Here is a 23873-nt window from a genome sequence, read left to right as displayed (position 1 = left end):
AGCACTGACTGCCTCTTGAATAAGCGCTTCAATGATCGACGGCCGTCATGGGCAGCAAGCCCGTCTGCCCATAAAACTCCTGCAAGGCAAAGGCTTCCCGTTCCCGCTGCGCGCGAGCACTGCGGTCCAGCACCGAGAAGAACCAGATTCCCGCGAACGCGAGGGGCACTGAAACCAGCGCGGGATTGTCGAGGAACACAGGCGCATGCGCGTGATGCAGCACGTCGACCCAAACCGATTTCGACAACAGCGTCAGCAGTACGGCGGAGATTAGCCCAAGCGCACCGCCGATGACCGCGCCGCGCGTCGTCATGCCCCGCCAGAATATCGACGACACCAGCACCGGGAAGTTGGCACTCGCCGCGATGGCTGCCACGAGGCCGACCAGAAACGCCACGTTGACGTGCTCGAAGAGAATACCGAGTCCGATTGCGACAACGCTCAGTATCAGCGTCGCGACGCGCGAGATGCGCATTTCATGTGCCTCGTTCGGTTTGCCCCGTGCGAGCCAGCACGCGTACAGATCGTGCGAAACCGTGGCGGCTCCGGAGAGCGTGAGGCCCGCGACTACGGCCAGGATCGTCGCGAAAGTTACGGCGGCGATGAAGCCGTAGAACAGGTTGCCGCCCACGGCCTGCGCCAGCTTGACCGCAACCATGTTCGAGCCGCCGAGCAGATCGCGAGTGAGATTGAAATGTCCGTCCGTCGCCGTCTTGAAGAACTCGGGATGCTGTGCGAGCAATGCGATCGCGGAGAAACCGATGACAAACGTAAGCAGATAGAAGTAGCCGATGAACCCCGTCGCGATGAATACGGACTTGCGCGCCTCTTTCGCGCTCGGCACCGTGAAAAAGCGCATCAGGATATGCGGGAACCCCGCTGTGCCGAACATCAGCGCGATACCGAGCGACAACGCGTTGAGCGGATCCTTCAGCAGCTTGCCGGGCGCCATGATGCTGAGCGCGCCGGGATGAACGTCGACGGCGCGCCGGAACATCTCCTCGGGACTGAAGCCGAACTGCGCCAGCGCGGTCACAGCCATGAACGTCGCGCCGCACAACAGCAGCACGGCCTTGATGATCTGCACCCAGGTGGTTGCCGTCATGCCGCCGAAGAACACGTAGACCACCATCAGCGCGCCGACGATCACTTCCGCCATCCAGTACTGCAAGCCGAATAGCAACTGGATCAACTTGCCCGCGCCGACCATCTGCACGACCAGATAGAAGACCACGACGACGAGCGACGTGCTCGCCGTCAACAGACGAATCGGCGCCTGCTCGAAGCGGTAGGCAACCACGTCGACGAACGTGTATTTTCCCAGGTTACGCAAGGGTTCGGCGAGCAGGAACATTACAAATGGCCAGCCGACGAGAAAGCCGATCGAATAGATCAGACCGTCGAATCCGAACAGATACACCATGCCCGAAAGCCCCAGGAACGATGCCGCCGACATGTAATCGCCGGCGATCGCGAGCCCGTTCTGGAAACCGGAGATACCGCCGCCCGCGCTATAGAAGTCGCGCGTCGTGCGTGTTCTACGCGATGCCCAGCGTGTGATGCCGAGCGTCACGAGCACGAACAGCAGGAACATGCCGATCGCAACGGGATTCAGTTCGACGTGATTGGGCACCGGGCCTTCGATGCCCGACGCGCGAGCGAGCGAAGCCGTCGATGCGAGACCCGCGTACAGCAGAGAGCGAACGAGCTTCATGCTTCACCCTCCTTCGGGGCGTTGACGAGCAGTGCCCGCATCGAAGGATCGAGCGTGCGGTTCGCGTGAAGCACATACCAGCCGGTCAGCCCGAGCGCCACCGCAATGATGCCGACGCCCACGACAACGCCGATCGTTGTCGTGGCGCCCGCATACAACGGTCGCGCCAGCAGATGTGGCGCCACCGCGACGAAGAGGATGAAGCCGTAGTACGCGGCGATCATCAGCGCAGTCAGCGTGAAGCTGAAACGGCGGCGTGACGCGATGAGCCGCCGGTACGCGGGGCTCGCCTGAATTGAATTGATGTGGCCTTGCTGCATGCGTTTGTCTCCAGCCTGTCGTCCGTTGTCAGAATGAATGAGCCTCTTGGGCTCGATGCAACCGCTCTGCGGGCTTCTGTCGGCACCGCTTGTTTGCTTGAATGCTTGCGCAGCGTCAGTGGCTCGCCAGCCGTCCCATCGCCTGCCGCATGTCGCGCTCGAACCGGCTCACGATGTCGGCAAGCGGTTCGATCCTGTCGGTGAATGCGAGCGACTGTCCCGCAGCGAGCAGCCCCTTCGACCAGTCGCCCGTCACGTACGCGTCGCGGCCAATCTTGCCCGCGACCATCGGCATCAGGTCGCCAATCGTGATGTCCGGGATCTGTGCCTCGAGTTCCTTCACGGCGGCCGTCGTCTCGTTGCGCAGCGTCCGCACGGTATTGCGCACGGACTGCATGCACAGATCGGTATCGGTCGGTCCGGCTTCCACCAGACGGCGCTTGTAGTCGTCGTGCGCCCAGATCTCCTCGGCCACGGCGAAGCGCGTGCCGACCACCACGCCCGAAGCGCCCATTGCGAGCGCCGCGGCAAGCTGCGAGCCGCGACCGATGCCACCGCCGATCAGATAGGGAATGTCGAGCTGACTCTCCGCCCATGCGGCGTTCACGAACGAGCCCACCATGTCGAGTCCGGGATGGCCGCCGCATTCCGCGCCGACGATCGCCACGGCATCGACGCCGACGGCAGCCGCCTTGACCGCGAACCGAACCGCGGGCACCTTGTGGAGCACCTTGACGCCGGCCTCTTTGAGCAGCGGCATGAATTCCTCGGGATTGCGCCCCGAGGTTTCGACGCATTTGACGCCTTCATCGACGATCAGCTCGAACACGTCGCGCATTTTTTCGCCCGGGACGAGCTTCGGCAGCATCGACACGTTGACGCCGAACGGGCCGCCCTCGCACAGTTCGCGGCAGCGCCGGATCTCGGCGCGCAGCGCATCGGGTTCGGGGAAGCTCGCGGCCGTGATGAAGCCGATGATGCCGGCACGCGAGGCCGCAGCGACATAGTCGGCATCGGCGAGCCACATCAGGCCACCGGCGACGATCGGGAGCCGCGTGCCAAACAGTTCGGTCACGGCGTTGGAAAAAGCAGCCTGGCTCATTGGAAAGTCCTTGTGCAATAACGCGCGATCCAGCGTCACACGACGCCTTCTGCCTTCAGTTGCGAAAGCCGTTCGGCGGACAGCCCGAGCAGCGACTGGAGCACTTCGCTCGTGCCTTCGCCGAGTTGCGGCGGGGCGCTGCGGACCGGGAGGCGCGCGCCGTCGAAGCGATACGGCGGTGCGAGCACGTGCGTGCTACCCGCTTCGGGATGCTCGAACGTCGTCAGCAATCCGGCTTGCGACGCGCGCGTCGAGGTGAGCGCCTGATGCAAGCCGAGCACTTCGCCGCACGGAATCCCCGCGCGCGTCAGACACTCGAGAAGCAGCGCGCGCGGTCTGCTGGCAATCTCGCGTGTGAGTTCGGGCACAAGCGTTTCGCGGTGCGTCGCCCGCACGAGATTCGTGCGATAGCGGTCGTCGTCGAACAGATCCGGCCTTTCGATCACCTTGCGACAAAAGCGCTCGTACTGGCCGTTGTTGCCGACCGCAATAACGAGCGGCCCGTCCTGCGCATCGAATACACCGTACGGCACGATCGAAGGATGCGCATTGCCATAGCGCGGCGGGTCCTCGCCCATCAGCATCGACTCCAGCCCGTAATACGAAGTGATCATCAGGCCGCAATCGAACAGCGCCATTTCGACATGACGCCCCTTGCCCGTCTCCCGACGCTGGTACAGCGCGGCCAGCACTGCTTGCGCGGAGTACATCCCCGTGAACAGATCGACGGCCGCCACGCCGAACTTGAGCGGCGGCTGATCGGCATTGCCGTTGAGCGCCATCAGCCCCGCCTCGCCTTGCAGTACAACGTCGTAGCCGGGACGCGCCGCTTCCGGCCCGCGCCGGTCGTACCCGGAGATCGAGCAATAGATGAGGTCCTCGCGTCCTTCCTTGAGTTGCTCATAGCCGAGGCCAAGCTTTTCGGCACCTCCGAACTTGAAGTTCTGGATCACGACGTCGCTCTGGCGCGCCAGCTCCCGCGCGATCTGCTGCCCGTCTGCAGTTTGCAGATCGAGACACACCGAGCGTTTGTTGCGGTTCACGCTGTTGAAATAGGCCGTTTCGGTCGTGCCGACACGTATGCCCCAATCGCGCGTATCGTCGCCGCGCTTGGGATGCTCGACCTTGATGACTTCTGCGCCGAGATCGCCGAGCACCATCGCGCACCACGGCCCCGCCAGCACGCGGGATAAATCGAGAATGCGAACACCGGCAAGCGGCAGGGAGGAATCGAGGTTGGACATGACAGATCCGGAATGACAAAGGATGACGAAGGCGCCGCGTCTAGTGAGAAGTGGCTTCGGACGCGCGGCGCAACGCTGAAAAGTCGGCTGCGCGTTTGTCGAAAAAAGCGTTGATGCCTTCCGCCGATTCGTCGTCGCCAAGCGATTCCGCCATGTAATCGGCTTCGAGGTCGAGCTGCGCTTCAACCGTGTTTCCGCCTGCCTGGCGACACAGACGCTTGATCCGTGCGATCGCCCGCTCGGGTCCCGCCGCGAGCGATTGCGCGAGCGCAACGGCTTCCGACAGCGCACTGCCCGGCTCGACAAGGCGGTTAGCAGCGCCGAGCGCATGCATCCGCTCGCCCGTCACAGGTCGCCCCGTCAGACACAGCTCGGTCATCAGCTGACGGGAGAGGACACCGGACAGAAATGCCGTCGCGCCGCCGTCGGGCGACAGCCCGACCTTGACGTATGCCACGGAGAACGACGCATTGCGCGCGGTCACCAGCATGTCGCACGCGAGCGCGATCGACAGCCCCGCTCCTGCTGCCGCGCCTTCGACTGCCGCGATCACCGGCTTGCCGCAATCGCGCAGCGAGCGAATCATGTCGTGCAGACTTTCGATGCCCGCGCGCCGCTCGGGCGCTGCCACCGCGCGCCGTTGCGCGAGCCGTTTCAGGTCGCCGCCGGCGCAGAACGCGCCGCCCACACCCGTCAGCACGATCGCGCCGACTTCCCGATCGTTTTGCGCCGCTTCGACGGCAGCGGGAAGCGCCTTGTAGACCTCGGCCGTGAGCGCATTGCGCGCCGACGGATTGTTGAAGGACAGCACCTGCACCGCGCCTTCGCGGCGCGCAAGGATAGGTTCGTTCATCGCGTTAGCTCCGGTTCAGAGTGATATAGCGTTCGAGATGGTGATCTTCGTCGCCCAGTTGATGGTCGATCATCACGAGGCGCTTCGCGTAGTGGGCAAGCGGCAGTTCCCACGTCATCCCGATGCCGCCATGCAGCTGGATGGACTCTTCGGCCACTTGTGTACCGACGCGCCCGATCGTGTACTTGGCCGCCGACAGCGCGCGTTCGCGCTCTACCCGGCTCGCGTCAAACGCAGCGGCCGCATTGATGACAGCCGAGCGTGCCTGCTCGATCTCCAGTAGCAGATCTGCCATGCGGTGCTGCAATGCCTGGAAGCTGCCGATCGCGACACCGAACTGCTTGCGCGTGCGCAGGTACTCGAGCGTGTGCTCCTTCGCGACTTCCATCGCCCCGAGCGCTTCGGCGCACAACGCGAGCACACCCGCGCCGATGCTGTGCTCGAGCGTCGTATAACCGGCGTCGCGTTCGCCGAGCAACGCGGTGTCCGGAAGACACACTTCGTTCAGGCAGAGTTCGGCGGCCCGTCCGCCGTCAATCTTCCCGAAGCCGCGCAGTGCGACGCCTTCCGTCTCTCGCGGAACGACGAAGAGCGAGATGCCGTCTTCGGCATCGGCCGCACCGCTGGTGCGCGCCGAGACGAGAAAGAAGTCGGCCTCGGCGCCCTGCTGAACGACGGCCTTCTTGCCCGTCAGCACCCACCCATTCGCACTGCGCACGACCCGCGTTGTCACCTTCGCGAGTTCGTAGTGCGAGCCGGGTTCGTCGTGCGCGAGCGCCGCGACAGCGTGGCCTTCGATCAACCCTGTTATCAGCGCCTTCTGCGCGTCGCTGCCGGCCTGGGTCAGCGCGTGTCCGACGACCAGCGCGCCAAGGAACGGCTCGACCACGAGACCACGTCCGAGACTTTCGAAGACAACGGCAATGTCGAAGCCCCGTCCGCCGAAACCGCCGTCGGCCTCGTCGAAGAGCGCGCCGACGACGCCCAGTTCCGCAAAGCGAACCCATAGTTCGCGGCTGAAGCCCGACTCGCTGCGCGCGATTTCATCGCGCTTCGCGAAGCCGTACTGCTCGCTGACGAAGCGGTTGAGCGTATCCGCCAGCATTCGGCGGTCTTCGGTATGCTGGAAATTCATCGCGATCCTCTTACAGTCCCAAGATCATCTTCGAGATGATGTTCTTCTGGATTTCGTTGGAGCCGCCGAAAATCGACAGCTTGCGGTTGTTGAAGTAGAGCGCGGCGGCGCTCGCGGCCTCGTCGGGGCCGATCGGCGCGTCGTCGAAACCTTCGTGCAGCGCCTCCTCGACAAACGGCTGTGCGTATGGCCCCATCGCGCGGCGCGTCAACGACGACAATTCCTGGCGAATCTCCGTGCCGCGAATCTTGAGCATCGAGCTCTCCGCACCCGGCACGCCGCCGCCCGATACCGCGGCGATCACGCGCAGGTTGGTCGTCTTCATGTTCTCCAGGTCGATTTCGACGCGGGCAAGGCGCGCCGCGAAGAACGGATCGTCGGCGAGCGGGCGGCCGTTGCGCGTCACCTTCTGCGCCGCGCCGCGCAAGCGCGCCAGCGCCGCAACTGAAAAGCCGACGCCCGCGATGTTGGTGCGCTCGTAGGTCAGCAGATACTTGGCGACCGTCCAGCCCCTGTCTTCTTCACCGACGAGATTCGCGGCGGGCACGCGCACATCGGTGAAGAACACTTCGTTGATCTCGTGTTCGCCTTCGAGCGTGATGATGGGACGCACTTCGACGCCGGGCGAGTTCATGTCGACCAGCAGGAAGCTGATGCCCTCCTGCTTGCGTACATCCGTCGCCGTGCGCACGAGACAAAAAATCATGTTCGCGTGCTGGCCGAGCGTCGTCCACGTCTTCTGGCCGTTGACGACGTAGTGCTCGCCTTCGTCGTCGATGCCGCGCACCGCGCTCGTCTTCACCGATGCGAGATCGGAACCCGAACCCGGCTCCGAATAGCCCTGGCACCACCAGTCGGAGCCATCGAGGATGCGCGGCAGCCAGTGACGTTTCTGCGCTTCGCTGCCGTACTTGATGAGTACGGGACCGAGCATGTTCACGCCGAACGGCACGATGCGCGGCGCGCCCGCCAGCGCACACTCGTTTTCGAAGATGAACTTCTGCACGGCATTCCAGCCCGGGCCGCCGTATTGTTCGGGCCAGTGATTCGCGAGCCAGCCCTGTTCGTTCAGGATCGCGTGCCATTCGGCCATGTCGCCGCGCGTGAGGCGCAAGCCGTTGCGCACCTTGCCGGAGAGCCTCGGCGGCAGTTTGTCTTTCAGGAAGCGCACGACGCGCTCGCGAAAGGCTTCCTCTTCGGGGGTAAAGTTCAGATCCATATCCTGTTTCCCTCAATAGATTTCGAACAGGCCAGCGGCGCCCATGCCGCCCGCGATGCACATCGTGACGACTGCGTACTTGACGCCGCGACGGCGGCCCTCGATGAGGGCGTGGCCCACGAGTCGCGAGCCCGTCATGCCGTACGGATGGCCAATGGAGATCGCGCCGCCGTCGACGTTGAGGCGCTCGGACGGAATGCCCAGGCGCTGCTGGCAATAGACTGCCTGCGACGCGAAAGCTTCGTTGAGTTCCCACAGACCGATGTCGCCGACCGTCAGCCCATGGCGTGCGAGCAGCTTCGGCACGGCGAGCACCGGGCCGACACCCATTTCATCCGGTTCGCAGCCGGCTACCGCAAGGCCCCGGAATGCACCGAGCGGGGCGAGGTTCGCGCGCTCGGCGGCTTTCGCTTCCATCACCACGCAGGCCGAAGCACCGTCGGAAAACTGTGACGAGTTGCCTGCCGTGATGTACTTTTCCGGACCCTTGACGGGAGCGAGCTTCGCAAGAGCCTCCATGGTGGTGCCGGGGCGATTGCAGGTATCGGCAGAGACCGTCACCTCGCGCTGACTGACAGTGCCCGTCTCCTTGTCGGTTACGGCCATCGTGGTCGTCACGGGCACGATCTCGTCGGCATAGCGGCCGGCGAGTTGTGCTTGCGCCGTGCGCCGCTGGCTCTCTACCGAGAAACGGTCCTGCGCTTCACGGCTGATGCCGTAGCGCTGCGCCACGATGTCGGCGGTGTCGATCATCGTCATGTAGAGCGACGGCTTGTGCTCGACGACCCACGGGTCGAGCGCGGTCACGCCGTCTTCACGCGTGCGGATGCTGGAAATGCTTTCGACGCCGCCCGCGATCATCGCCGGCGCGCCGTCGACAACGATGCGGCCGGCCGCCATCGCGATGGCCTGCAGGCCGGACGCGCAGAAGCGCGTCACCGTCGTGCCGGCGATCGACAGCGGCAAGCCCGCGCGGATCACGCTCTGGCGCGCGATGTTGCGGCCCGTGTTGCCTTCCGGATAGCCGCAGCCGAGGATCGCATCCTCGATCAGTTCCGGGTCGATGCCCGAGCGTTGTACGGCTGCTCGCACGGCGAACGAAGCGAGCGTGGGACCGGGTGTGATGTTGAATTCTCCACGATGCGCTTTGGTCAGCGGCGTGCGCGCGGTGGAGACAATGACGGCTTCTCGCATGGTCTGAGTCGGCAAAGAGAGATGAAGAGTTGAACGGATCAGGCGGTGTGGTTGAGGCTCGGCAGCGTGGCGCCGCGCTCGTCGAGATCGACGATCAGCGGCGACGGTTGCCAGAACACCGGGTGCTATTTGGCGAACTCGCGGATGTCGGCGGGCACCTTCGCAAGACCAACGGTGTCGGCGTATTGCATCGGCCGCCGCGATGGCGCGCAAAGCCATAGCCGTAGAGCAACGTCACGTCCACATCGAGCGGACGCAGCGCGATGCGCTGATGCACGACGTTCGCGCCTTCGTTGATCATCGCCGCCATGTAGCAGGGGTGGATTGTCGACGGTGACGACAGGAATACGGTTGCGCAGCTCACGCCTGATGGCGTGTGCGGTCGGGTCGGAAGTCATATTCCGCGTCTCCATGTATTTCGTGTTGACTGATTGTTGAATGCGCAGCGCGCATTGACAATCCAACTGACAGTTGACGAACTGTTAACTGAAAATTGACGCCGGACGCGGGAAACTCTTGCGGGGCGAGATGACGCGCCTGTTGATGTGGGCCCGGTCTAGCTCCAGGTTTGGGCGAGCGACAGGATTTCCGCGCGCAGATAGTCGATCAGGGCTTGCGTCGCGGTCGACGGATAGCGATTGGGCAGCGTCACGATATACAACGTGTTCTGCATGCCGGCCACGCGAAAATGCGGCAGGACTCGCAGCAATTCGCAGCTCGTCGGCGCATGCGGCACGTAGGCCGGCAGCAGTCCGATGCCCATGCCCCGACACACGGCTTCCGTCAGAAACGGATAGTCCGATGACTGTAGTGCAGGCTGCATCGTGATCACGTGGACGTCTGTCTCGTCCTCACGGTGCGTGAGCGTCATCGTGACGCGACGGCCGGGATACGCTGAGGCGATCAGCGTCTGCTTTTCGAGGTCGCTCGGGCAGTCGATCGGACCGTGCTGGTTGACGTAGTCGGCTGACGCAACCAGGTTCCAGTCGATCGAACAGATGTTGCGCGCCACGTAATCGAGCGGCGGCGTCACCGTGATTCGTATCGCGACGTCGACTTCCGCTGCGATCATGTCTTCGATCCGGTTGTTGAACGTGACCGTGAGCGTGATGCCCGGATGCATGCGCGCGAACTCCAGCAGCTTGCCGCCGAGAAACATCCTGCCGAAACCGGTGGGCACGCTGATACGAACCCGGCCGCTCAAGGTCTGGCCGAGGCTGTCGATAGAGGCCCGCGCCGTGCTGAGGTCTTCGAGCATGCGCTGCCCGCATTCGTACAGCGTGTGGCCAGCTTGCGTCAGTTCCAAGCTGCGGGTCGAGCGGCGCAGCAATTGCGCGCCCGTTTCGCGTTCCAGCAGTTTGAGCCGCTGACTGATATTCGCGCGCGTCATCCCCAGCTTGCGCGCGGCCGCGCTGAGGCTACGCGATTCGACGATCTCGACGAACAGGCCGATCAGGTTCAGGTCCATGGTTTGATGGTGCGTGCGATTGCGTGGCGATCGCATGCAACCGCTTCCCGTTTGCGGCATAGGCCGATAGTTTAAGTCTGCGTCAACCATGGCCTTCATGCGAATAGCGACGATGGCTTTGCGTCGCTGGTGGCATTAGGCGAAGTTCAGCGCTGCGCGAACGCCGGCAGCGGCCTGGCGTCGTGTGCTGCGCTTTCGGCGGCCGCGAAGGCTTCGTGTGCGCGATCGACGCCGTAGCGGCACGCTACCGGCGGCTTCAACGTGCCCTCGGCCATACGATCGAGCAGACTGCTCAGCGTCCGGCTGCTTTCACTCGCCGCGTTTCGCGCGCGCCACGAGAAGATGAACCAGCCGCGCACCTCGGCAGCAGAGTAGACCAGCGCCGGGGCGAAAACCGGCATCTCGAACGACGCCGGGCCGGTCTGACGATGCGACGGCAACGCTCGCCGTTGCGTTCGATTATTCGCTACGACCAATGTGCCGGGACCTTCCGCACCGATTGCTTCGGCTGCTCGCGGATTGAATTCTGCGGCACCGCGCCGGCGGACAACATCACTTCTTGACAAGCGGACATGCACTTTCCGCCAACGGCCTGAATGCCTTCTCACCCGGTATGACGGCCTTTACGGTGTAGTAATCCCATGGGTATTTCGACTCGGAAGGTTTCTTGGCCTCCACGAGATACATGTCGTGCACCATCAGGCCATCCTCGCGAATTCTTCCGTTCCTGGCAAAGAAGTCGTTGATAGGCAATTCCCGCATTTTCTTCATGACCACGCCGGTTTCGTCGGTTCCGGCGGCCTTTACCGCCCGCAGATAATGCAAGGTGGACGAATAGTCCCCCGCGTCGGTCTGCTCCGGCATACGGTTTGCCAATGCAAAGAACCTTTTGCTCCACTTGCGTGTCTCCTCATCCCGATCCCAGTAAAACGCAGTGGAGAATTCGAGGCCCTGCGCTGCTTGCAACCCGATCGCATGCACGTCGGCAAGAAAGACCAGCAAGCCGGCCATCTGAGGCCCGCCGCTACGCGTGAGCCCGAATTGCTGCGCCGCTTTCATCGCATTGACAAAATCGCCGCCTGCATTGGCTAATCCGATCACCTTGGCACCGGAGGATTGCGCCTGCATCAGGTAAGTGGAGAAATCGGAGCTATGCATCGGGGCCCATGCAGTCCCGAGAACGCTGCCGCCCTCAGACTTGATCGCATTCGACGCATCGCTGACCAATGCTTTGCCGAATGCGTAATCGGCCGCGACGAAGTACCAGGTCTTACCGCCTTGGCGCATCATCTCGCGTGCGGTTGTGCGGCCTAGCGCGTACGTGTCATACACATATTGAACGCTGACGGGCGTGCATTTCGAATTGGTGATCTCTGAACTCGCCGGGCCTGTCGCGATGGCAATCCTGTTTCGCTGACGGGCCAGGTCGATAACAGCAAAGGCGACACTCGAGTTCGTTAGATCAGTAACCATGTCGACGTTGTCACGGTCGAACCATTCGCGCGCTTTGCTCGCTGCGATGTCGGCTTTGCTTTGATGGTCCGCATAGACGACTTCCACCTTGATGTCAGGGTTCTCCTTCATGAAGTCGTCCGCCGCCATTTTGACGGCTTGCACGGCACCGCGTCCGCCGAGCGTCGAATAAATGCTCGACATGTCGGTCAGGACCCCGATCTTGACCACACCATGCGAGAGCTGTGCCTGCGTAGCAATTGCCGATACGCTGGGGAGCACCGCTAACGCAGTGCAGGTCGCCAGCAACACCGCTTTCCCTTTTGTCCACATCGTCTCTCTCCTGTCATCACAAGTGTCAATAGTCGATTGGCGTTGTGGCGAAACCGCTCACAACGGCCTTAATACGGGGACGCTTGCCGGCCTACTCTGCTTATGCTGGGCAAGGAACGTTGCAACCGATCCGACGCACCGCGCAGCGATTGTTTTTTTCGAATACTTGCTTGAGTGACAACGTAAGCGGTGTACCGCCCGACCGCGCGAGGCAACGACCGCGCACGCGCTGGCTACTGGTGGCCACGAACGAGAGATTCTTGTGGGTGAGCATGGCGGCTTTAGGCGCGCCGGTCGTGCCCGTCGTATAGATCATGGCCGCGACCTGCTCCTCGTCCTCCTGCACGGGTTCCGGCTGCGCCAGGTCATTCAGCGGCCCGAGCATCAGTTCGCCGACATAGACGAGCAGCTCACAGTCGCCTGCGCGCGCCCGCGTCACGCAGACGGTTGCGCAAGTGCGTCGACGGCCTCGCCAGGCTCGCCATAGGTGAGCGTGTGCGACTCGTCGGCGGGCGCGGCCTGGTTCGGACACGCCACGGCATGCCGGGCGAACGCTTCTTGAATGCGACGCATGGCCGGAACGAGCGTCTCCTTGAAAGTCATACCGTCTCCTGGATTCTTTTGGTGTCCGTCCGGCCAAGGACATGTTCATCTCATGACGAGTCGTACGGGCAACGAAAATTTTGTAGTGATTTTCGAACGATTGGTCGTTTTTGTCGAGATCAGTTCGCTTTACACCTTGTCAAATGACATTTGACAGTGTCGCCGCCCATACACATCTACCCCCAATGAGGCCACGAGGCACCGTCGGAATCAACGTTTGAATCCATGCAGGAATGCGAACTTGATGTTCGCTGTGGCGGGTTTGATGAACTCTCCTTCCGCGGTCCTGATGACGCGCTCAGTGTTGCGCACAGCGAGGCCGATATGGAATGGGGCGTGTCCCGGCCTCCTCCATGCGCCCGGATGACTGCCGGACTGTCCTGACAGGGGGTAACGGCTCATTCCCGTTCATGCATTGCCAGCAATTGTCGTTTGGCTGCGGCCAGCACCGCGTCAGACCGCTTTTCGTCGGCCATCACCCGGGAAACCACCAGGGCTCCGATCATCGCGCTGACAGCGAATACCGCCTTGTCAGGGTCGTCAGAGCTCAGCGCAGTGTCAATCTGATCGATGAACCGTTCGATGTGGGCCGACATGGTCTCGCGCACCGGCTCGTCCTCACGCGCCACGTCGCCCGCGAGCGCCGCAATCGCACAGCCTGTTGTGCGTGAATCCCGATGCGGGCGACTCAGGTAGCTGCGCACCGTCTTCTCATAATCCGGCGTCGCGTCGCCCCGATTCGCCTCGAATGCGGCCTTGCCATCCTCCATCGCCCGTTCGAGCGCGTGCGCCAGCAACTCCGAGCGTGATGCGAAGTGACCATAGAAACCGCCATGGGTCAGGTTGGCGCTGCGCATCAGTTTCCCGACACTAAGGGATTGCAGTCCGCCATCCCTGATTTGCTCGGCTGCCTGGCTCAAGATGCGTTCTCTGCTGCGCGCCTTGTCCGCCTGTGAGTGTCCCATCGAATGCACCTCATACCTTGTCTTGACATTCTGCATTTTGCCCGTCATTCTCCTGCATGACAATCATCATGCACATAGACAATAACTGCAAAGCCTGAACCGGACGAACCTGGCATTGATCTGGAGGACTACGACGTGCCCTTCGCCAGGCATCTACATCCTGCAGGATGTCCGGCCCCATCCATCGACAAGGAGACTCTAATGACTGCTGTGGCGGATCTCTTCAACCTGAAGGGCCGAACGGCCCTCGTCACCGGCGGGTCCAACGGCTTGGGCCTGCAGATCGCCGAGGCGCTTGGCACCCAGGGTGCCCGTGTGGTGATCTCGGCGCGCAAGGCCGACGCGCTTGAGTCGGCACAGGTACATCTGGCCGGCCTCGGTGTCGACGCAAGCTGGATCGCGGCAGACAACGCCAACGAGGACGATGTCGAGCGCCTCGCCAACGAAGCGATTGAACGCCTGGGCAAGGTCGACATCCTCGTCAACAACGCTGGCGCCACATGGGGCGCAACCATGGCTGATCATCCGCTTTCGGCTTGGGACAAGGTCATGAACCTGAACGTACGGGCGATCTTTCTTCTCACGCAGCAGATCGGAAAGCTGTCGATGATCCCCAATCGCTATGGCCGCATCATCAACCTTGCCTCAATTGCCGGCCTCAGGGGCAACGGTCCCACGGGCCAGCCGACCATCGCTTACAACACCAGCAAGGGTGCGGTCGTCAATTTCACCCGTGCGCTCGCCGGCGAGTGGGGGCCGTACGGCATCACCGTCAATGCGCTCGCGCCGGGCTTCTTCCCGTCGAAGATGACGAGGGGAACGATCGAGAAGGTCGGCATCGAGAAACTGTCCCAGCGCGCGCCTCTGCAGCGCATCGGTGATGACGACGATCTCAAGGGCGCAGCCCTGCTATTCGCCAGTGACGCAGGCAAGCACATGACCGGACAGATTCTTGCCGTGGACGGCGGCGTGACTGCCGTCTGATGCGATCCGGCTTTATATCCAATCCGTTCGAAGTGCCAATCCGCCTCAGCGAAGGAGACGATCATGAGCAATGCAGCAACAACGCCCGAAGTCCGGATGACGATCGAGGACCATATCGCGATCATCTCGGTCGACAACACGGCCAAGAAGAACGCCTTCACCCCGGAGATGATGCAGCAGCTCTCGCAGCGGCTGACCGAGTTCGACGACGACAACAACCTGTGGGTGGCCGTTCTCGATCCCGCTGGCGAACACACCACTGCCGGCCTCGACATGCCTAAGTTCTTCGGCCCAACCGCTACGGCAAAGCCGATCCCCGACGACCAGATCGACCCCTTCGGCCTCGAAAAACGCTGTCGCAAGCCGGTGATATCAGTGGTCCATGGCATTACCTACACGATAGGCCTCGAGCAGATGCTGGCCTCGGACATTGTGATTGCGGCCGACACCGCTCGCTTCTGCCAGATGGAATCGAAACGCGGCATCGCGCCGCTGGGTGGCGCGCACTACCGCTACCTCACCCGCACGGGCTGGGGCAACGCGATGTACCACCTGTTCCTGTGCGACGAATTCCCCGCCGATGAGGCATACCGCTGCGGCTTCGTCCAGGAAGTACATCCATACGGGCGGCACCGCGAGCGTGCGATGGAGATCGCCCGGGCGATCTCCAAGGTCGCGCCGATCGGCCTGCGTGCGACCAAAGCGGCGGCTCTGACCTTCATCGAGCACGGCGAGCAGGCAGCGATTGCCGTCATCCCGCAGATACGCGAAGCGGTCTTCGCATCGGAGGACTTCAAGGAAGGTATTCAGTCCTTTGTCGAGCGTCGGGAGGCCCGTTTCACGGGGCGGTGATTCTGCTGATTCACACGTGAATTGCCACTAGCTTCGGTCCGGCGGCAACGCGTGGAAACGGACGCGGCTTGATGGCATTGCCGGCCCAGTTTCGACGGCTATCCCGGCGCACCACTACCATCCATTCAAGAGAGATTCGCAATGAAGACGCAAATCACCGAATTGTTCGGCATCGAGCATCCCATCATCCAAGGCGGCATGCACTACGTCGGATTCGCCGAACTAGCCGCAGCGGTGTCCAATGCGGGCGGCCTGGGCATCATTACGGCGCTGACGCAGCCCAGCCCGGAGGCGCTGGCGGGCGAAATTCGACGCTGCCAGGACATGACGGACAAGCCGTTCGGCGTCAACCTGACTTTCCTCCCCGCACGCAATCCGCCGGATTACCCGGGCTACGTGCGCGCGATCATCGATGGCGGCGTGAAGATCGTCGAGACCGCTGGGAACAATCCGCAGAAGTGGCTGCCGCTGCTAAAGGAAGCCGGAATCAAGGTGATTCACAAATGCACATCGGTGCGGCATGCACTGAAGGCCGAGAGCATCGGCTGCGACGCGGTCAGCGTGGACGGCTTTGAATGCGGTGGCCATCCCGGCGAGGACGACGTCCCCAACTTCATCCTGCTGCCCCGTGCCGCGGACGAGCTCAAGATACCGTTCGTCGCCTCGGGCGGCATGGCCGATGGCCGCTCGCTTGTAGCGGCACTCGCCATGGGCGCGGCCGGCATCAACATGGGCACCCGCTTCGTGGCGACCCACGAAGCGCCGGTCCACCAGAAGGTCAAGCAAGCCATCGTCGCAGCAACGGAACTGGATACGCGGCTCGTAATGCGCCCGCTGCGCAATACCGAACGCGTGCTGAACAACGCCGGGGTCGAGCGCCTGCTGGAAAAGGAAAGACGGCTCGGCACCGACATCGCCTTCTCGGACATTGCGGACGAGGTAGGTGGCATCTATCCGCGGGTCATGAAGGACGGTGACCTGGACGCCGGTGCGTGGTCATGCGGCATGGTTGCCGGACTCATTCACGACATCCCCACGATCGGCGAGCTGGTCGAACGAATCATGCATCAGGCCGAAGAAATCGTTGCGAAGCGACTTCACGGGATGCTGTCTCAGGCTTGAACAAGGCCGGGTTCGTAGCGCTGGCAGCCTGTGCCGACAGAGTCGCGCCGTCAAGCCGGGTGCCTGACGTGTGACCTCTGGCGCTCGGCCGAAGCGCATGAATACGCCTTCGTCGAGTGCTACATCGACGAGGGGGCAGCCGGCGGCGCAGCTGCATTGATGTCAAGTTTCAGTTAACAGCCCGTCAACTTCTAGCAGGTGTGTTTCGCATGCGAGCAGATTTATACTTCGCATGCGAACATTTAAACGCGGCGTCCCAGAGGAGGTACATCTCGACGCCGCAAATTTTTAGGAGGCAAGCTAATGACCCCGGAAATCAAAGTTGAGCTATCAGGTAGTGGTGTACTGTCCATCACAATTGCGCGGCCGGACAAGAAAAACGCTCTCACTAACGATATGTATGGCGCACTTGCAGATGCCATCGCGAGCGCTAGTGACGACGAGGTCCGTGTATTGTTGATCCAGGCCGATGGAGACACATTCACGGCCGGCAACGACGTCTCGGAATTCGCTGCGCAGTCGACAGGCAAAGGCCCGAAGGAACGCAACGTTGTCCGCTTTCTGCGAGGTCTGGCGAATGCCACTAAACCGATCATTGCTGCAGTCCAGGGCAAGGCTGTTGGCGTTGGAACGACTTTGTTGCTGCATTGTGACTACGTACTTCTCTCCGAAGATGCGCAATTGGTAACGCCCTTCGTGAATCTGGCACTCGTACCCGAAGCCGCCTCAAGCTACCTGCTTCCGTTGCGAATCGGGCATGTCAAGGCGTTCGAAATGTTCGCTCTTGGGGAAGCCGTTCCAGCGAACGCTGCCGTTGCATGGGGTATTGCTAACAAGGCGATCTCCAACGCGGAACTTCGTGCAGAGGCACGCCGTGTCGCCGAGAGAATCGCCGCAAAGCCGATCGGGTCGCTGACCGCGATGAAACGACTGATGCGAGATGCAGAGACACTGGTAGCTCAGATGGATTGCGAAAGCGCCATCTTCGTGGAGCGACTTGCAAGCGCCGAAGCGAAAGAAGCCTTCGCGGCGTTTGCCCAAAAGCGCCAGCCGGATTTCACGAGAATCGTTCGACAATAGGAGCGGTACGCACCAGGGGCCACCTTCGGTGCCCCTAGTTCGGGTTCTCGTCAATGGACGAAAACTTCTCCTGCAAACTTGTCAGCCATCGCACGACGACCTCAATCTCAGACGCTGTAAACCCATCTATCAGCAGGGTATTCAGGTCAGCGAGAACTGCCTTCGAACGCTTCAGTGCAGCGCGCCCGTCTGCCGTCAGCCACAGCCGCGACGCGCGTCGATCGAACTCATCCGCGTGGCGTTCGATGAGACCAGCACGTTCGGTTCGATCGACCAGTCCACTCATTCCCGGCGCCTTGAGGTCAAGGGCTGCCGCCGCTTCATTCGTGAGGGCTCCGTCGTTCTTTGCCAGAAAAAAGAGCAGGCCAGCCTGCGCTGCTGTCACTCCACCGGCGGCTGTCCTCGCCTGCGACCACCGATGCAGGCGGCGCTGACCCACATTCAGTAGATAGACAAGCCGATGATTCATTTTCGAAACCTCGCCCTACGTTCCAGTCACTGGAGGCCAACAGAATAGTAATTCGCATGCGAAATATAACATGCGCCGTACTACAGGAAATGGGAGGCTTTTGCCGGACGCGAAGTTCGACCAGAAGATTTTTGCAAGATAGTTGTGGTTAGCACTTCAGGTTCACGCACTACGTGAAACGTCGCATGTCATGCTCGCTGACCTTCGACGGAAGCCTCGCATGACGACATCCTGGACGATCACCATGATCGATCCGCGAGCCACACCGGCCTCATTCCTTGTCCGGCATCGCCGACGAGTGATGACTGGTAATCAGCCATTGCGTCCCGTCCCAGCGATAGGTGTACGTATAGCGCGCCTTCACAACAACGCCAGTTCTCGCGAACGTGAACGTGTAAAGCCCCGCGTCGACGGCGGAATTGCAGCCGACCTCGACGAAACGAAGGTCGATCTTTCCGGAGGGACTATCTTGCAGAAAGTGATGGAAATAGTCCTCCTTGTCCGCAACCGTCAGACGCGGCTTGCTGGATACCGTCGCGAGAAGAATCGACCGTTGCGCATAGTTGGCGACCACCTTGTGCGGATCGCCGGTTTGCAGAGACTGATTCCATCGATCAAATAACGCCGCGATCTCGCCCTCTGTCACGACCTTGCAACTGCCGGACTGCGCCGACGATGCATTGTTCGAGGCGGTGTGATCTGCGGCGCATCCTGCGAGCGCCAGCGCCAGGACAGCAACGGTAAGCGACTTCATGGCGGCACCTCTTCCTTCAGGAGCAGGAAGAAGCTGCGTACGCGCTTACTCTTCCCGGCAAGTCCGAGGGCGACGCGGAGACAACCTGTGGCCGATCTATTGCTGCGTCCGCAAGCGGGACGCGCTGTCGCCAATTCAGGCAGACCGTATCGGAAAGAACAAGCCGAGTTGAACAAGCACTGTGGGGCTCGTCTGTGCGCTAGCGAACACTTTCTGCCGCTTATCCGCAAGCCGTATTGCATGGCAATGCAAACACGCGCGACGCAGAACCCGCCAGGCTCCGGGCCATCTTCGTAGCGGGACCAAGGGACACCAGGGACAACAGCTCGCAACCTTCGACATCAAATAACGGCACACACTACGTGACATTCGCTAAAGCGTGTCGCGCAGCGCATCTCTGCGCTAGAACTTCGGATGACATTCGAAGTTGACCGACGACGCATGCGTCGTCAGCATCTCCACCCCGCTCACCGTTTCCACATTGATGCTGCTCTGCATGCCGCGCCGCTCGCAGTAATCGCGCGCTTCGTTCAGCGCCTCGCCGTGCGCGCGCGCCCATGCCATGCGTCCGCCCGTCGCGCTTGCCGCGACTGTGTACGTGCCGGGTTTGTCGGTTGCGACGACATGCGTCGAAGATGCGCAGCCGGCAAGCGCGCCTCCTATCGCGAGCGCCGCAATGGCGACGCGAGCCCAATCGCGAAGCTTGTTCAACATGATGCACCTGGATTTTCTGATCGTTTCGTGACCGCGCACCGAGTCGTTTCGGGGCGGTCGGTTCGGTTTTCCCGCAGCCGCAATTATCCGGAATAACGCATGCGAGATCAGCCTCACGGCTCGAAAACACTGTTGCCCTCACATGAACAATCTGTGCAGATGCAGCATCGACGAATGGCGCGCTGGAACTGTTTAAAGCGCTTCCCGAATCGTGGCCGAGCGACTAGTCTGTAACGACCTCTTCAAAACCATCCGGACAATGAACTGGAGGAGACATCGATGGAACTCGAAGCACGTACCATGAAACGTGTGACGGTTCGGCTCGTGCCGTTCCTGATCGTCTGCTATTTCGTCGCCTATCTGGACCGCGTGAACGTCGGCTTCGCCGCGCTGCAGATGAATAAGGCACTCGGGCTTTCCGCAAGCGCATTCGGCTTTGGCGCCGGGATTTTCTTCATTGCGTACTTCTTCTTCGAAGTGCCGTCCAATCTTCTGCTCGAAAAATTCGGCGCGCGCCGCTGGATCGCGAGAATCATGTTCACGTGGGGTTTGCTTGCCGGTGCGATGGCGTATATCCCACATATCGCGCAATACACGGGACTGTCGGCGGCTCATGTGTTCTACGGCTTGCGCATTCTGCTAGGCGTGGCCGAAGCGGGATTCTTCCCCGGCGTCATCTTCCTGCTCACATTGTGGTTTCCCGCCGCGTATCGAGGCCGCGTGGTCGGCTATTTCATGGCGGCGATTCCGCTGTCGACGGTGATCGGCGGGCCGATCTCGGGCGCCCTGCTCTCCATGGACGGCTTCGCCGGCCTCGCCGGCTGGCAATGGGTTTATCTGATCGAAGCCCTGCCCGCGCTGATCCTGGCGTTCGCGGTGTGGTTCTACCTGACCGACAAGCCGGCCGACGCAACCTGGCTCGCCGCCGATGAGCGCGACTGGCTCGTCGCACGTCAGAAGCAGGAACGCGAGCATCGCGAAGCCGTGCATGCCTTCAGTGTGAAAGAAGCGCTCCTCAACCGGCGCGTGCTCGCCATCGCGCTCATCTACTTCGGTGCCAACGCAACCAACTACGGCCTGAGCTTTTTTCTGCCGCAGATCGTCAAGGCCTTCGGTCTGACTAACTTGCAGACGGGCTTCGTGACGTCGCTGCCGTATATCGTCGGCGTAATCAGCATGGTTTTCTGGGGTCGTCATTCGGACCGCAAGCTGGAACGCAAACGCCATGTGGCGATCGCGCTGACGGTCGCAGCGCTCGGCATCGCGGCGTCGGCCGGGCTCGATAATCCAGTGCAGAAAATGATTGCGCTGTCGATTGCCGGCTTTGGTATTTTCGGCTGTCTGCCGGTTATCTGGACCCTACCGGCTGCGTTCCTGTCGGGCGCCGCGGCTGCCGGCGGCATCGCGGCGATCAATTCGCTCGGCAATCTCGCTGGATTCTTCGGACCTTACGCGATGGGCTGGATCAAGGACAGCACCGGCGGTTTCGGCGCGGGACTGCTCTGCCTCGCAGGCGCGGGCCTCGTCGGCGCGGCGGCCGCGCTGCTGCTGCATCACGACCCCTCGTTGGAAGCGTCGGCGGGCACGGCGAGACGCGACGCGTCCGCGCGGCCCCCGGTCGCGGAATACTAGCCGACGCGGCGACGCCTGGCCGTCAAGGCGACCTGCTCGCGGCGCCAGCTTGACTCCCGGCGCCGATGGCGTCCGGCGGCACGACGTCGTCCGGCGTGGGCGTCGGCGCCGATGCCGCCGTGCCGGCGCCCTGCGCGTCGCCGTGCACAGGCTCGCTGCCGAACACCGAAGTCGTTGTCGAGCCGGAAGCCGTTGCCTCGCCGGGCGTCGGCAGCAGCGGCGGTAACGCCCGCGATTCCGCGCTGGCCGCCGCTGCTGCACTGGCAGCAGCCTCAGCCGTCACACCCTCTGCCGCCGCCCCCGGCGAAGCCGTCGCCGCCGGCGCTCGCCGCGTGGTGTTGCGAGCCGTCACGGCCGTCTGAGACTTCACCGCCGGCGACGGAAACAGGTGCTGGAACCACGCCCGCAGCCGCTCGGAACGCTCCGCGAACCAGCCGGGCTGCTGCTCGGTGGCGAACCTCACGCGTGTGTCGACCAGCTTCGAGCGCTGCGCGCGCTGGAAGAAGTCGCCGACGATCGGCAACGCGCTATGCGCGCCCTGTCCCCAGTAGTCGCTGCGCAAGGTCACGCGGCTGTCGTTGAAACCAACCCACGCGCCGGCCACGAGTTGCGGATGAATCAGGATGAACCAGCCGTCCGCGTTGCCCTGCGTCGTGCCGGTCTTGCCGGCCACGTCGCCGCGCACGCCGAAGCGCCCGCGTATCGCCGATCCCGTGCCGCGGTTCACGACATCGCGCATCACGTCGACAAGCGTGCGCGCGGCGTCCGCGGGCAGTTCCTGTTGCGGTTGCGCCGGCGCGAAGTCGGCCAGCACTTCGCCGTTGCGGTCTTCGATGCGCGTGACCATCACCGGCTCCACGTATCCGCCGAGGTTGGCAATCGTCCCGTACGCCGACACCATCTCCTTCAGCGTGACGGGGCTCGTGCCGAGCGCGAGCGACGGCACGGCATCGAGCGGGCTGTCGCGCACGCCCATGGCGCGGGCGAGCCGCGCGACCTTGTTCGGGCCGACCGTTTGCATCAGTTGCGCGGTGATGCGGTTGCGCGAATACGCAAGACCGTCGCGCAGCGTGATCGGCCGCTCGCTCGGCTCTTCTTCGTCGCTCGGACGCCAGACTTCTCCGCCCGCCAGTTGTATTTCGACCGGCTGATCGACGAGTGTGTCGCTTGGCTTCGCACCCGCCTCGAAGGCCGCCGCGTAGACGAACGGCTTGAACGTCGAGCCAGGCTGACGGCGCGCCTGCTGCACGTGGTCGAACGGATCCTGGCTGAAATCGCGGCTGCCGACCCACGCCCTGATCTGGCCGTTGCGCGGGTCCATCGCGAGAAAATCGGCCTGCACGCGGGTCTTGGATTCGCAGACCGACTGCACGAGGTTGCGGTCGGACGACACGCGTTTGAGCGCGTCGTCGTCGGTCAGGCCCGAGTCTTTCGCGGCGCGAAAGTCGGGCGTTTCGCGCAGGAACGCCGCGAGCAGATCCTTGCCGTTCGAACAGCCCGAGCGGCTGCCCCACGCCGCATTGGCGATGCCTTGCAACTGGTTGCCCTGCAGGTTCACCGCCTGGGTGGCCATGGTCTGCAGGCGCGAATCGATCGTGGTGCGCACCACGAGGCCGTCCGAATAGATGTTGTAGTCGTTACGATCGGCCCACGCCGCGAGCCACTTGCGCAGTTGCTGCGCAAAGTGCGGCGCGGGTCCCGGCGGCTCGGTCTGCCGCTCGAAGTCGATGCGCAGCGGGCGTTTTCTGAGCGTCTCGAACGAGGCGGGCGTGAGCTTGCCGAACTTCACCATCTGTGCGAGCACCGTATTGCGCCGCTGCAATGCGCGCTCCGGGTTGAGCACCGGATTGTAGTAGCTGTTGCCCTTCAGCATGCCAGCGAGCGTCGCGCTTTCGAGCACGTTCAGGTCCGACGCGGACTTGTCGAAATACGTGCGTGCCGCCATCTCGATGCCGTACGCGTTGTAGAGAAACGGCACCGTGTTCAGGTACGTTTCGAGAATCTCGTCCTTCGTGTAGAGCGCCTCGATCTTGAAGGCGGTGATCGCTTCCTTCAGCTTGCGGGTCAGCGTCGGCGCACGGCCGATTTCGTCCGGATAAAGATTGCGTGCGAGTTGCTGCGTGATCGTCGATCCGCCCTGCCGGTCGCCGGAAAACGTATGCAGCGCGGCCGATGCCGTGCGCCGCCAGTCCAGCCCGAAATGCTGATAGAAGCGATGATCTTCGGTGGCGATCAGCGCATTGACCACATTCGGCGAGATGTCCTTGAGCTTGACCCACTCGCGGTTGGACGGCTTGAACTCGGCGAGCAGCTTGCCGTCCGCCGAGAGAATGCGCGCGGGCTGCTCGATCTTGGCCTTGCGAATATCGCCGATACCCGGTGTGAACGGAATCAGGATCAGCACATACAGCACGAACAACAGCGGAAGCGCCGCGCAGGCGCGCAGCACGCCCCGGCGGGTCGGATGGCGCAGGTGCCGCAGCGCCCCGGCCACGAGCGGGTTCGCGCGGGTCAGACCTCGGTCGAGGGTCTCCAGAATCAGGGAAATAAAACGCTTCACACCAGTTACCGTCTGCTGGAAAAGGCTGAATCCTACCAAGATGTGCGGCGCGGCTCGATTTCCGGCCGGCGAGGCGGCCCGCTCGGCGCTCCTCATGACCGATC

The 23873-nt window shown here is 62.5% G+C and carries 23 protein-coding genes and 1 pseudogene; 5 read left to right on the top strand and 19 right to left on the bottom strand.

Annotated elements, in window-relative coordinates; translation table 11 throughout:
• Window positions 1–28 precede the first annotated feature (28 nt).
• The 15 genes and pseudogenes from JMY24_RS06540 to JMY24_RS06480 all read right to left on the bottom strand — a co-directional run bounded on the left by JMY24_RS06540 (window position 29) and on the right by JMY24_RS06480 (window position 13638).
• Entirely contained in the window at window positions 29–1714 is a 1686-nt protein-coding gene (locus JMY24_RS06540) for a cation acetate symporter (RefSeq protein ID WP_128597808.1), read from the bottom strand.
• On the bottom strand, window positions 1711–2034 hold the full coding sequence (locus JMY24_RS06535; RefSeq protein WP_128597807.1) for a DUF485 domain-containing protein: 324 nt from the start codon (window positions 2032–2034) through the stop codon (window positions 1711–1713). Before JMY24_RS06535 ends, JMY24_RS06540 begins: the two co-directional genes overlap by 4 nt.
• A 115-nt stretch (window positions 2035–2149) precedes the next feature.
• Window positions 2150–3136: an NAD(P)H-dependent flavin oxidoreductase gene (locus JMY24_RS06530; protein WP_128597806.1), complete on the bottom strand. Its 987-nt coding sequence runs from the start codon at window positions 3134–3136 to the stop codon at window positions 2150–2152.
• Window positions 3137–3171: 35 nt separating this feature from the next.
• Entirely contained in the window at window positions 3172–4380 is a 1209-nt protein-coding gene (locus JMY24_RS06525; RefSeq protein ID WP_128597805.1) for a CaiB/BaiF CoA transferase family protein, read from the bottom strand.
• 40 nt (window positions 4381–4420) lie between these two features.
• On the bottom strand, window positions 4421–5233 hold the full coding sequence (locus JMY24_RS06520) for an oxepin-CoA hydrolase, alternative type (RefSeq protein WP_201701559.1): 813 nt from the start codon (window positions 5231–5233) through the stop codon (window positions 4421–4423).
• Between the two features lie 4 nt (window positions 5234–5237).
• The gene (locus tag JMY24_RS06515) at window positions 5238–6368 is read right to left on the bottom strand and encodes an acyl-CoA dehydrogenase family protein (protein WP_128595068.1); all 1131 of its coding nucleotides are present in this window, start codon (window positions 6366–6368) and stop codon (window positions 5238–5240) included.
• 10 nt (window positions 6369–6378) lie between these two features.
• The gene (locus JMY24_RS06510) at window positions 6379–7587 is read right to left on the bottom strand and encodes an acyl-CoA dehydrogenase family protein (RefSeq protein ID WP_201701557.1); all 1209 of its coding nucleotides are present in this window, start codon (window positions 7585–7587) and stop codon (window positions 6379–6381) included.
• Window positions 7588–7599: 12 nt separating this feature from the next.
• Window positions 7600–8781, bottom strand: coding sequence for an acetyl-CoA C-acyltransferase (locus tag JMY24_RS06505; protein WP_128595067.1), 1182 nt, complete (start codon window positions 8779–8781; stop codon window positions 7600–7602).
• A 38-nt stretch (window positions 8782–8819) separates the two neighbouring features.
• Window positions 8820–9094 (bottom strand): annotated as a pseudogene (locus JMY24_RS38240) (3-hydroxyacyl-CoA dehydrogenase); the annotation flags it as partial.
• 243 nt (window positions 9095–9337) lie between these two features.
• The gene (locus tag JMY24_RS06500; protein ID WP_236597321.1) at window positions 9338–10285 is read right to left on the bottom strand and encodes a LysR family transcriptional regulator; all 948 of its coding nucleotides are present in this window, start codon (window positions 10283–10285) and stop codon (window positions 9338–9340) included.
• 110 nt (window positions 10286–10395) lie between these two features.
• Window positions 10396–10650 carry a zinc-binding dehydrogenase gene (locus JMY24_RS39345; RefSeq protein ID WP_328809171.1) on the bottom strand — a complete coding sequence of 85 codons (255 nt, stop codon included), beginning with the start codon at window positions 10648–10650 and terminating at the stop codon, window positions 10396–10398.
• A 151-nt stretch (window positions 10651–10801) separates the two neighbouring features.
• A complete protein-coding gene (locus JMY24_RS06490) occupies window positions 10802–12034 on the bottom strand; it encodes an ABC transporter substrate-binding protein (protein WP_128595065.1) in 1233 nt (410 codons plus the stop codon).
• Between the two features lie 100 nt (window positions 12035–12134).
• Entirely contained in the window at window positions 12135–12473 is a 339-nt protein-coding gene (locus JMY24_RS39340) for an AMP-binding protein (protein WP_328809170.1), read from the bottom strand.
• Complete coding sequence (locus JMY24_RS38230; RefSeq protein ID WP_236597319.1) at window positions 12470–12637, bottom strand: hypothetical protein; 168 nt, start codon at window positions 12635–12637, stop codon at window positions 12470–12472. The genes JMY24_RS39340 and JMY24_RS38230 overlap by 4 nt, the downstream gene beginning before the upstream one ends.
• Window positions 12638–13035: 398 nt before the next feature.
• The gene (locus tag JMY24_RS06480; protein WP_236597318.1) at window positions 13036–13638 is read right to left on the bottom strand and encodes a TetR/AcrR family transcriptional regulator; all 603 of its coding nucleotides are present in this window, start codon (window positions 13636–13638) and stop codon (window positions 13036–13038) included.
• Between the two features lie 165 nt (window positions 13639–13803).
• Between JMY24_RS06480 and JMY24_RS06475 the strand changes: the two genes are divergently transcribed.
• From JMY24_RS06475 to JMY24_RS06460, 4 genes are all read left to right on the top strand, one after another.
• Window positions 13804–14586 carry an SDR family oxidoreductase gene (locus tag JMY24_RS06475; RefSeq protein ID WP_128595063.1) on the top strand — a complete coding sequence of 261 codons (783 nt, stop codon included), beginning with the start codon at window positions 13804–13806 and terminating at the stop codon, window positions 14584–14586.
• Window positions 14587–14649: 63 nt separating this feature from the next.
• Complete coding sequence (locus JMY24_RS06470) at window positions 14650–15438, top strand: crotonase/enoyl-CoA hydratase family protein (RefSeq protein WP_128595062.1); 789 nt, start codon at window positions 14650–14652, stop codon at window positions 15436–15438.
• Between the two features lie 141 nt (window positions 15439–15579).
• On the top strand, window positions 15580–16560 hold the full coding sequence (locus JMY24_RS06465; protein WP_128595061.1) for an NAD(P)H-dependent flavin oxidoreductase: 981 nt from the start codon (window positions 15580–15582) through the stop codon (window positions 16558–16560).
• A gap of 303 nt (window positions 16561–16863) precedes the next feature.
• Window positions 16864–17640, top strand: coding sequence for an enoyl-CoA hydratase-related protein (locus JMY24_RS06460; protein ID WP_128595060.1), 777 nt, complete (start codon window positions 16864–16866; stop codon window positions 17638–17640).
• Window positions 17641–17674: 34 nt separating this feature from the next.
• Here the strand turns inward: JMY24_RS06460 and JMY24_RS06455 are convergent, their stop codons facing one another.
• From JMY24_RS06455 to JMY24_RS06445, 3 genes are all read right to left on the bottom strand, one after another.
• A complete protein-coding gene (locus tag JMY24_RS06455) occupies window positions 17675–18109 on the bottom strand; it encodes a MarR family winged helix-turn-helix transcriptional regulator (protein WP_128595059.1) in 435 nt (144 codons plus the stop codon).
• A gap of 271 nt (window positions 18110–18380) precedes the next feature.
• Window positions 18381–18863, bottom strand: coding sequence for a DUF4440 domain-containing protein (locus JMY24_RS06450; RefSeq protein ID WP_128595058.1), 483 nt, complete (start codon window positions 18861–18863; stop codon window positions 18381–18383).
• A gap of 402 nt (window positions 18864–19265) precedes the next feature.
• Window positions 19266–19577, bottom strand: coding sequence for a hypothetical protein (locus JMY24_RS06445; protein WP_128587911.1), 312 nt, complete (start codon window positions 19575–19577; stop codon window positions 19266–19268).
• A 279-nt stretch (window positions 19578–19856) separates the two neighbouring features.
• On the opposite strand from JMY24_RS06445, the gene JMY24_RS06440 reads away from it, so the two are divergent.
• Window positions 19857–21209, top strand: a complete 1353-nt coding sequence (locus JMY24_RS06440) for an MFS transporter (protein WP_201701553.1) — start codon at window positions 19857–19859, stop codon at window positions 21207–21209.
• Between the two features lie 22 nt (window positions 21210–21231).
• On the opposite strand, the gene JMY24_RS06435 is transcribed toward JMY24_RS06440, so the two are convergent.
• Entirely contained in the window at window positions 21232–23769 is a 2538-nt protein-coding gene (locus JMY24_RS06435) for a penicillin-binding protein 1A (protein WP_201701552.1), read from the bottom strand.
• Window positions 23770–23873 lie beyond the last annotated feature (104 nt).

This window comes from Paraburkholderia kirstenboschensis (genome assembly GCF_904848585.1).
Taxonomy (GTDB): domain Bacteria; phylum Pseudomonadota; class Gammaproteobacteria; order Burkholderiales; family Burkholderiaceae; genus Paraburkholderia; species Paraburkholderia kirstenboschensis.
The sequence above is the reverse complement of the archived record's forward strand: the minus strand, read 5'-3'. Positions and strand labels throughout refer to the sequence as shown.

Coding starts and splice junctions, on each gene's coding strand:
- JMY24_RS06460 (WP_128595060.1), top strand. CDS start 16,864: ATGACCCCGGAAATCAAAGTTGAGCTATCAGGTAGTGGTGTACTGTCC.
- JMY24_RS06440 (WP_201701553.1), top strand. CDS start 19,857: ATGGAACTCGAAGCACGTACCATGAAACGTGTGACGGTTCGGCTCGTG.
- JMY24_RS06530 (WP_128597806.1), bottom strand. CDS start 3,136: ATGAGCCAGGCTGCTTTTTCCAACGCCGTGACCGAACTGTTTGGCACG.
- JMY24_RS06505 (WP_128595067.1), bottom strand. CDS start 8,781: ATGCGAGAAGCCGTCATTGTCTCCACCGCGCGCACGCCGCTGACCAAA.
- JMY24_RS06510 (WP_201701557.1), bottom strand. CDS start 7,587: ATGGATCTGAACTTTACCCCCGAAGAGGAAGCCTTTCGCGAGCGCGTC.
- JMY24_RS06445 (WP_128587911.1), bottom strand. CDS start 19,577: ATGTTGAACAAGCTTCGCGATTGGGCTCGCGTCGCCATTGCGGCGCTC.
- JMY24_RS06520 (WP_201701559.1), bottom strand. CDS start 5,233: ATGAACGAACCTATCCTTGCGCGCCGCGAAGGCGCGGTGCAGGTGCTG.
- JMY24_RS06470 (WP_128595062.1), top strand. CDS start 14,650: ATGAGCAATGCAGCAACAACGCCCGAAGTCCGGATGACGATCGAGGAC.
- JMY24_RS06525 (WP_128597805.1), bottom strand. CDS start 4,380: ATGTCCAACCTCGATTCCTCCCTGCCGCTTGCCGGTGTTCGCATTCTC.
- JMY24_RS38230 (WP_236597319.1), bottom strand. CDS start 12,637: ATGACTTTCAAGGAGACGCTCGTTCCGGCCATGCGTCGCATTCAAGAA.
- JMY24_RS06450 (WP_128595058.1), bottom strand. CDS start 18,863: ATGAAGTCGCTTACCGTTGCTGTCCTGGCGCTGGCGCTCGCAGGATGC.
- JMY24_RS06465 (WP_128595061.1), top strand. CDS start 15,580: ATGAAGACGCAAATCACCGAATTGTTCGGCATCGAGCATCCCATCATC.
- JMY24_RS06515 (WP_128595068.1), bottom strand. CDS start 6,368: ATGAATTTCCAGCATACCGAAGACCGCCGAATGCTGGCGGATACGCTC.
- JMY24_RS06500 (WP_236597321.1), bottom strand. CDS start 10,285: ATGCGATCGCCACGCAATCGCACGCACCATCAAACCATGGACCTGAAC.
- JMY24_RS06535 (WP_128597807.1), bottom strand. CDS start 2,034: ATGCAGCAAGGCCACATCAATTCAATTCAGGCGAGCCCCGCGTACCGG.
- JMY24_RS39345 (WP_328809171.1), bottom strand. CDS start 10,650: ATGCCGGTTTTCGCCCCGGCGCTGGTCTACTCTGCTGCCGAGGTGCGC.
- JMY24_RS06455 (WP_128595059.1), bottom strand. CDS start 18,109: ATGAATCATCGGCTTGTCTATCTACTGAATGTGGGTCAGCGCCGCCTG.
- JMY24_RS06540 (WP_128597808.1), bottom strand. CDS start 1,714: ATGAAGCTCGTTCGCTCTCTGCTGTACGCGGGTCTCGCATCGACGGCT.
- JMY24_RS06475 (WP_128595063.1), top strand. CDS start 13,804: ATGACTGCTGTGGCGGATCTCTTCAACCTGAAGGGCCGAACGGCCCTC.
- JMY24_RS06490 (WP_128595065.1), bottom strand. CDS start 12,034: ATGTGGACAAAAGGGAAAGCGGTGTTGCTGGCGACCTGCACTGCGTTA.
- JMY24_RS06480 (WP_236597318.1), bottom strand. CDS start 13,638: ATGCAGAATGTCAAGACAAGGTATGAGGTGCATTCGATGGGACACTCA.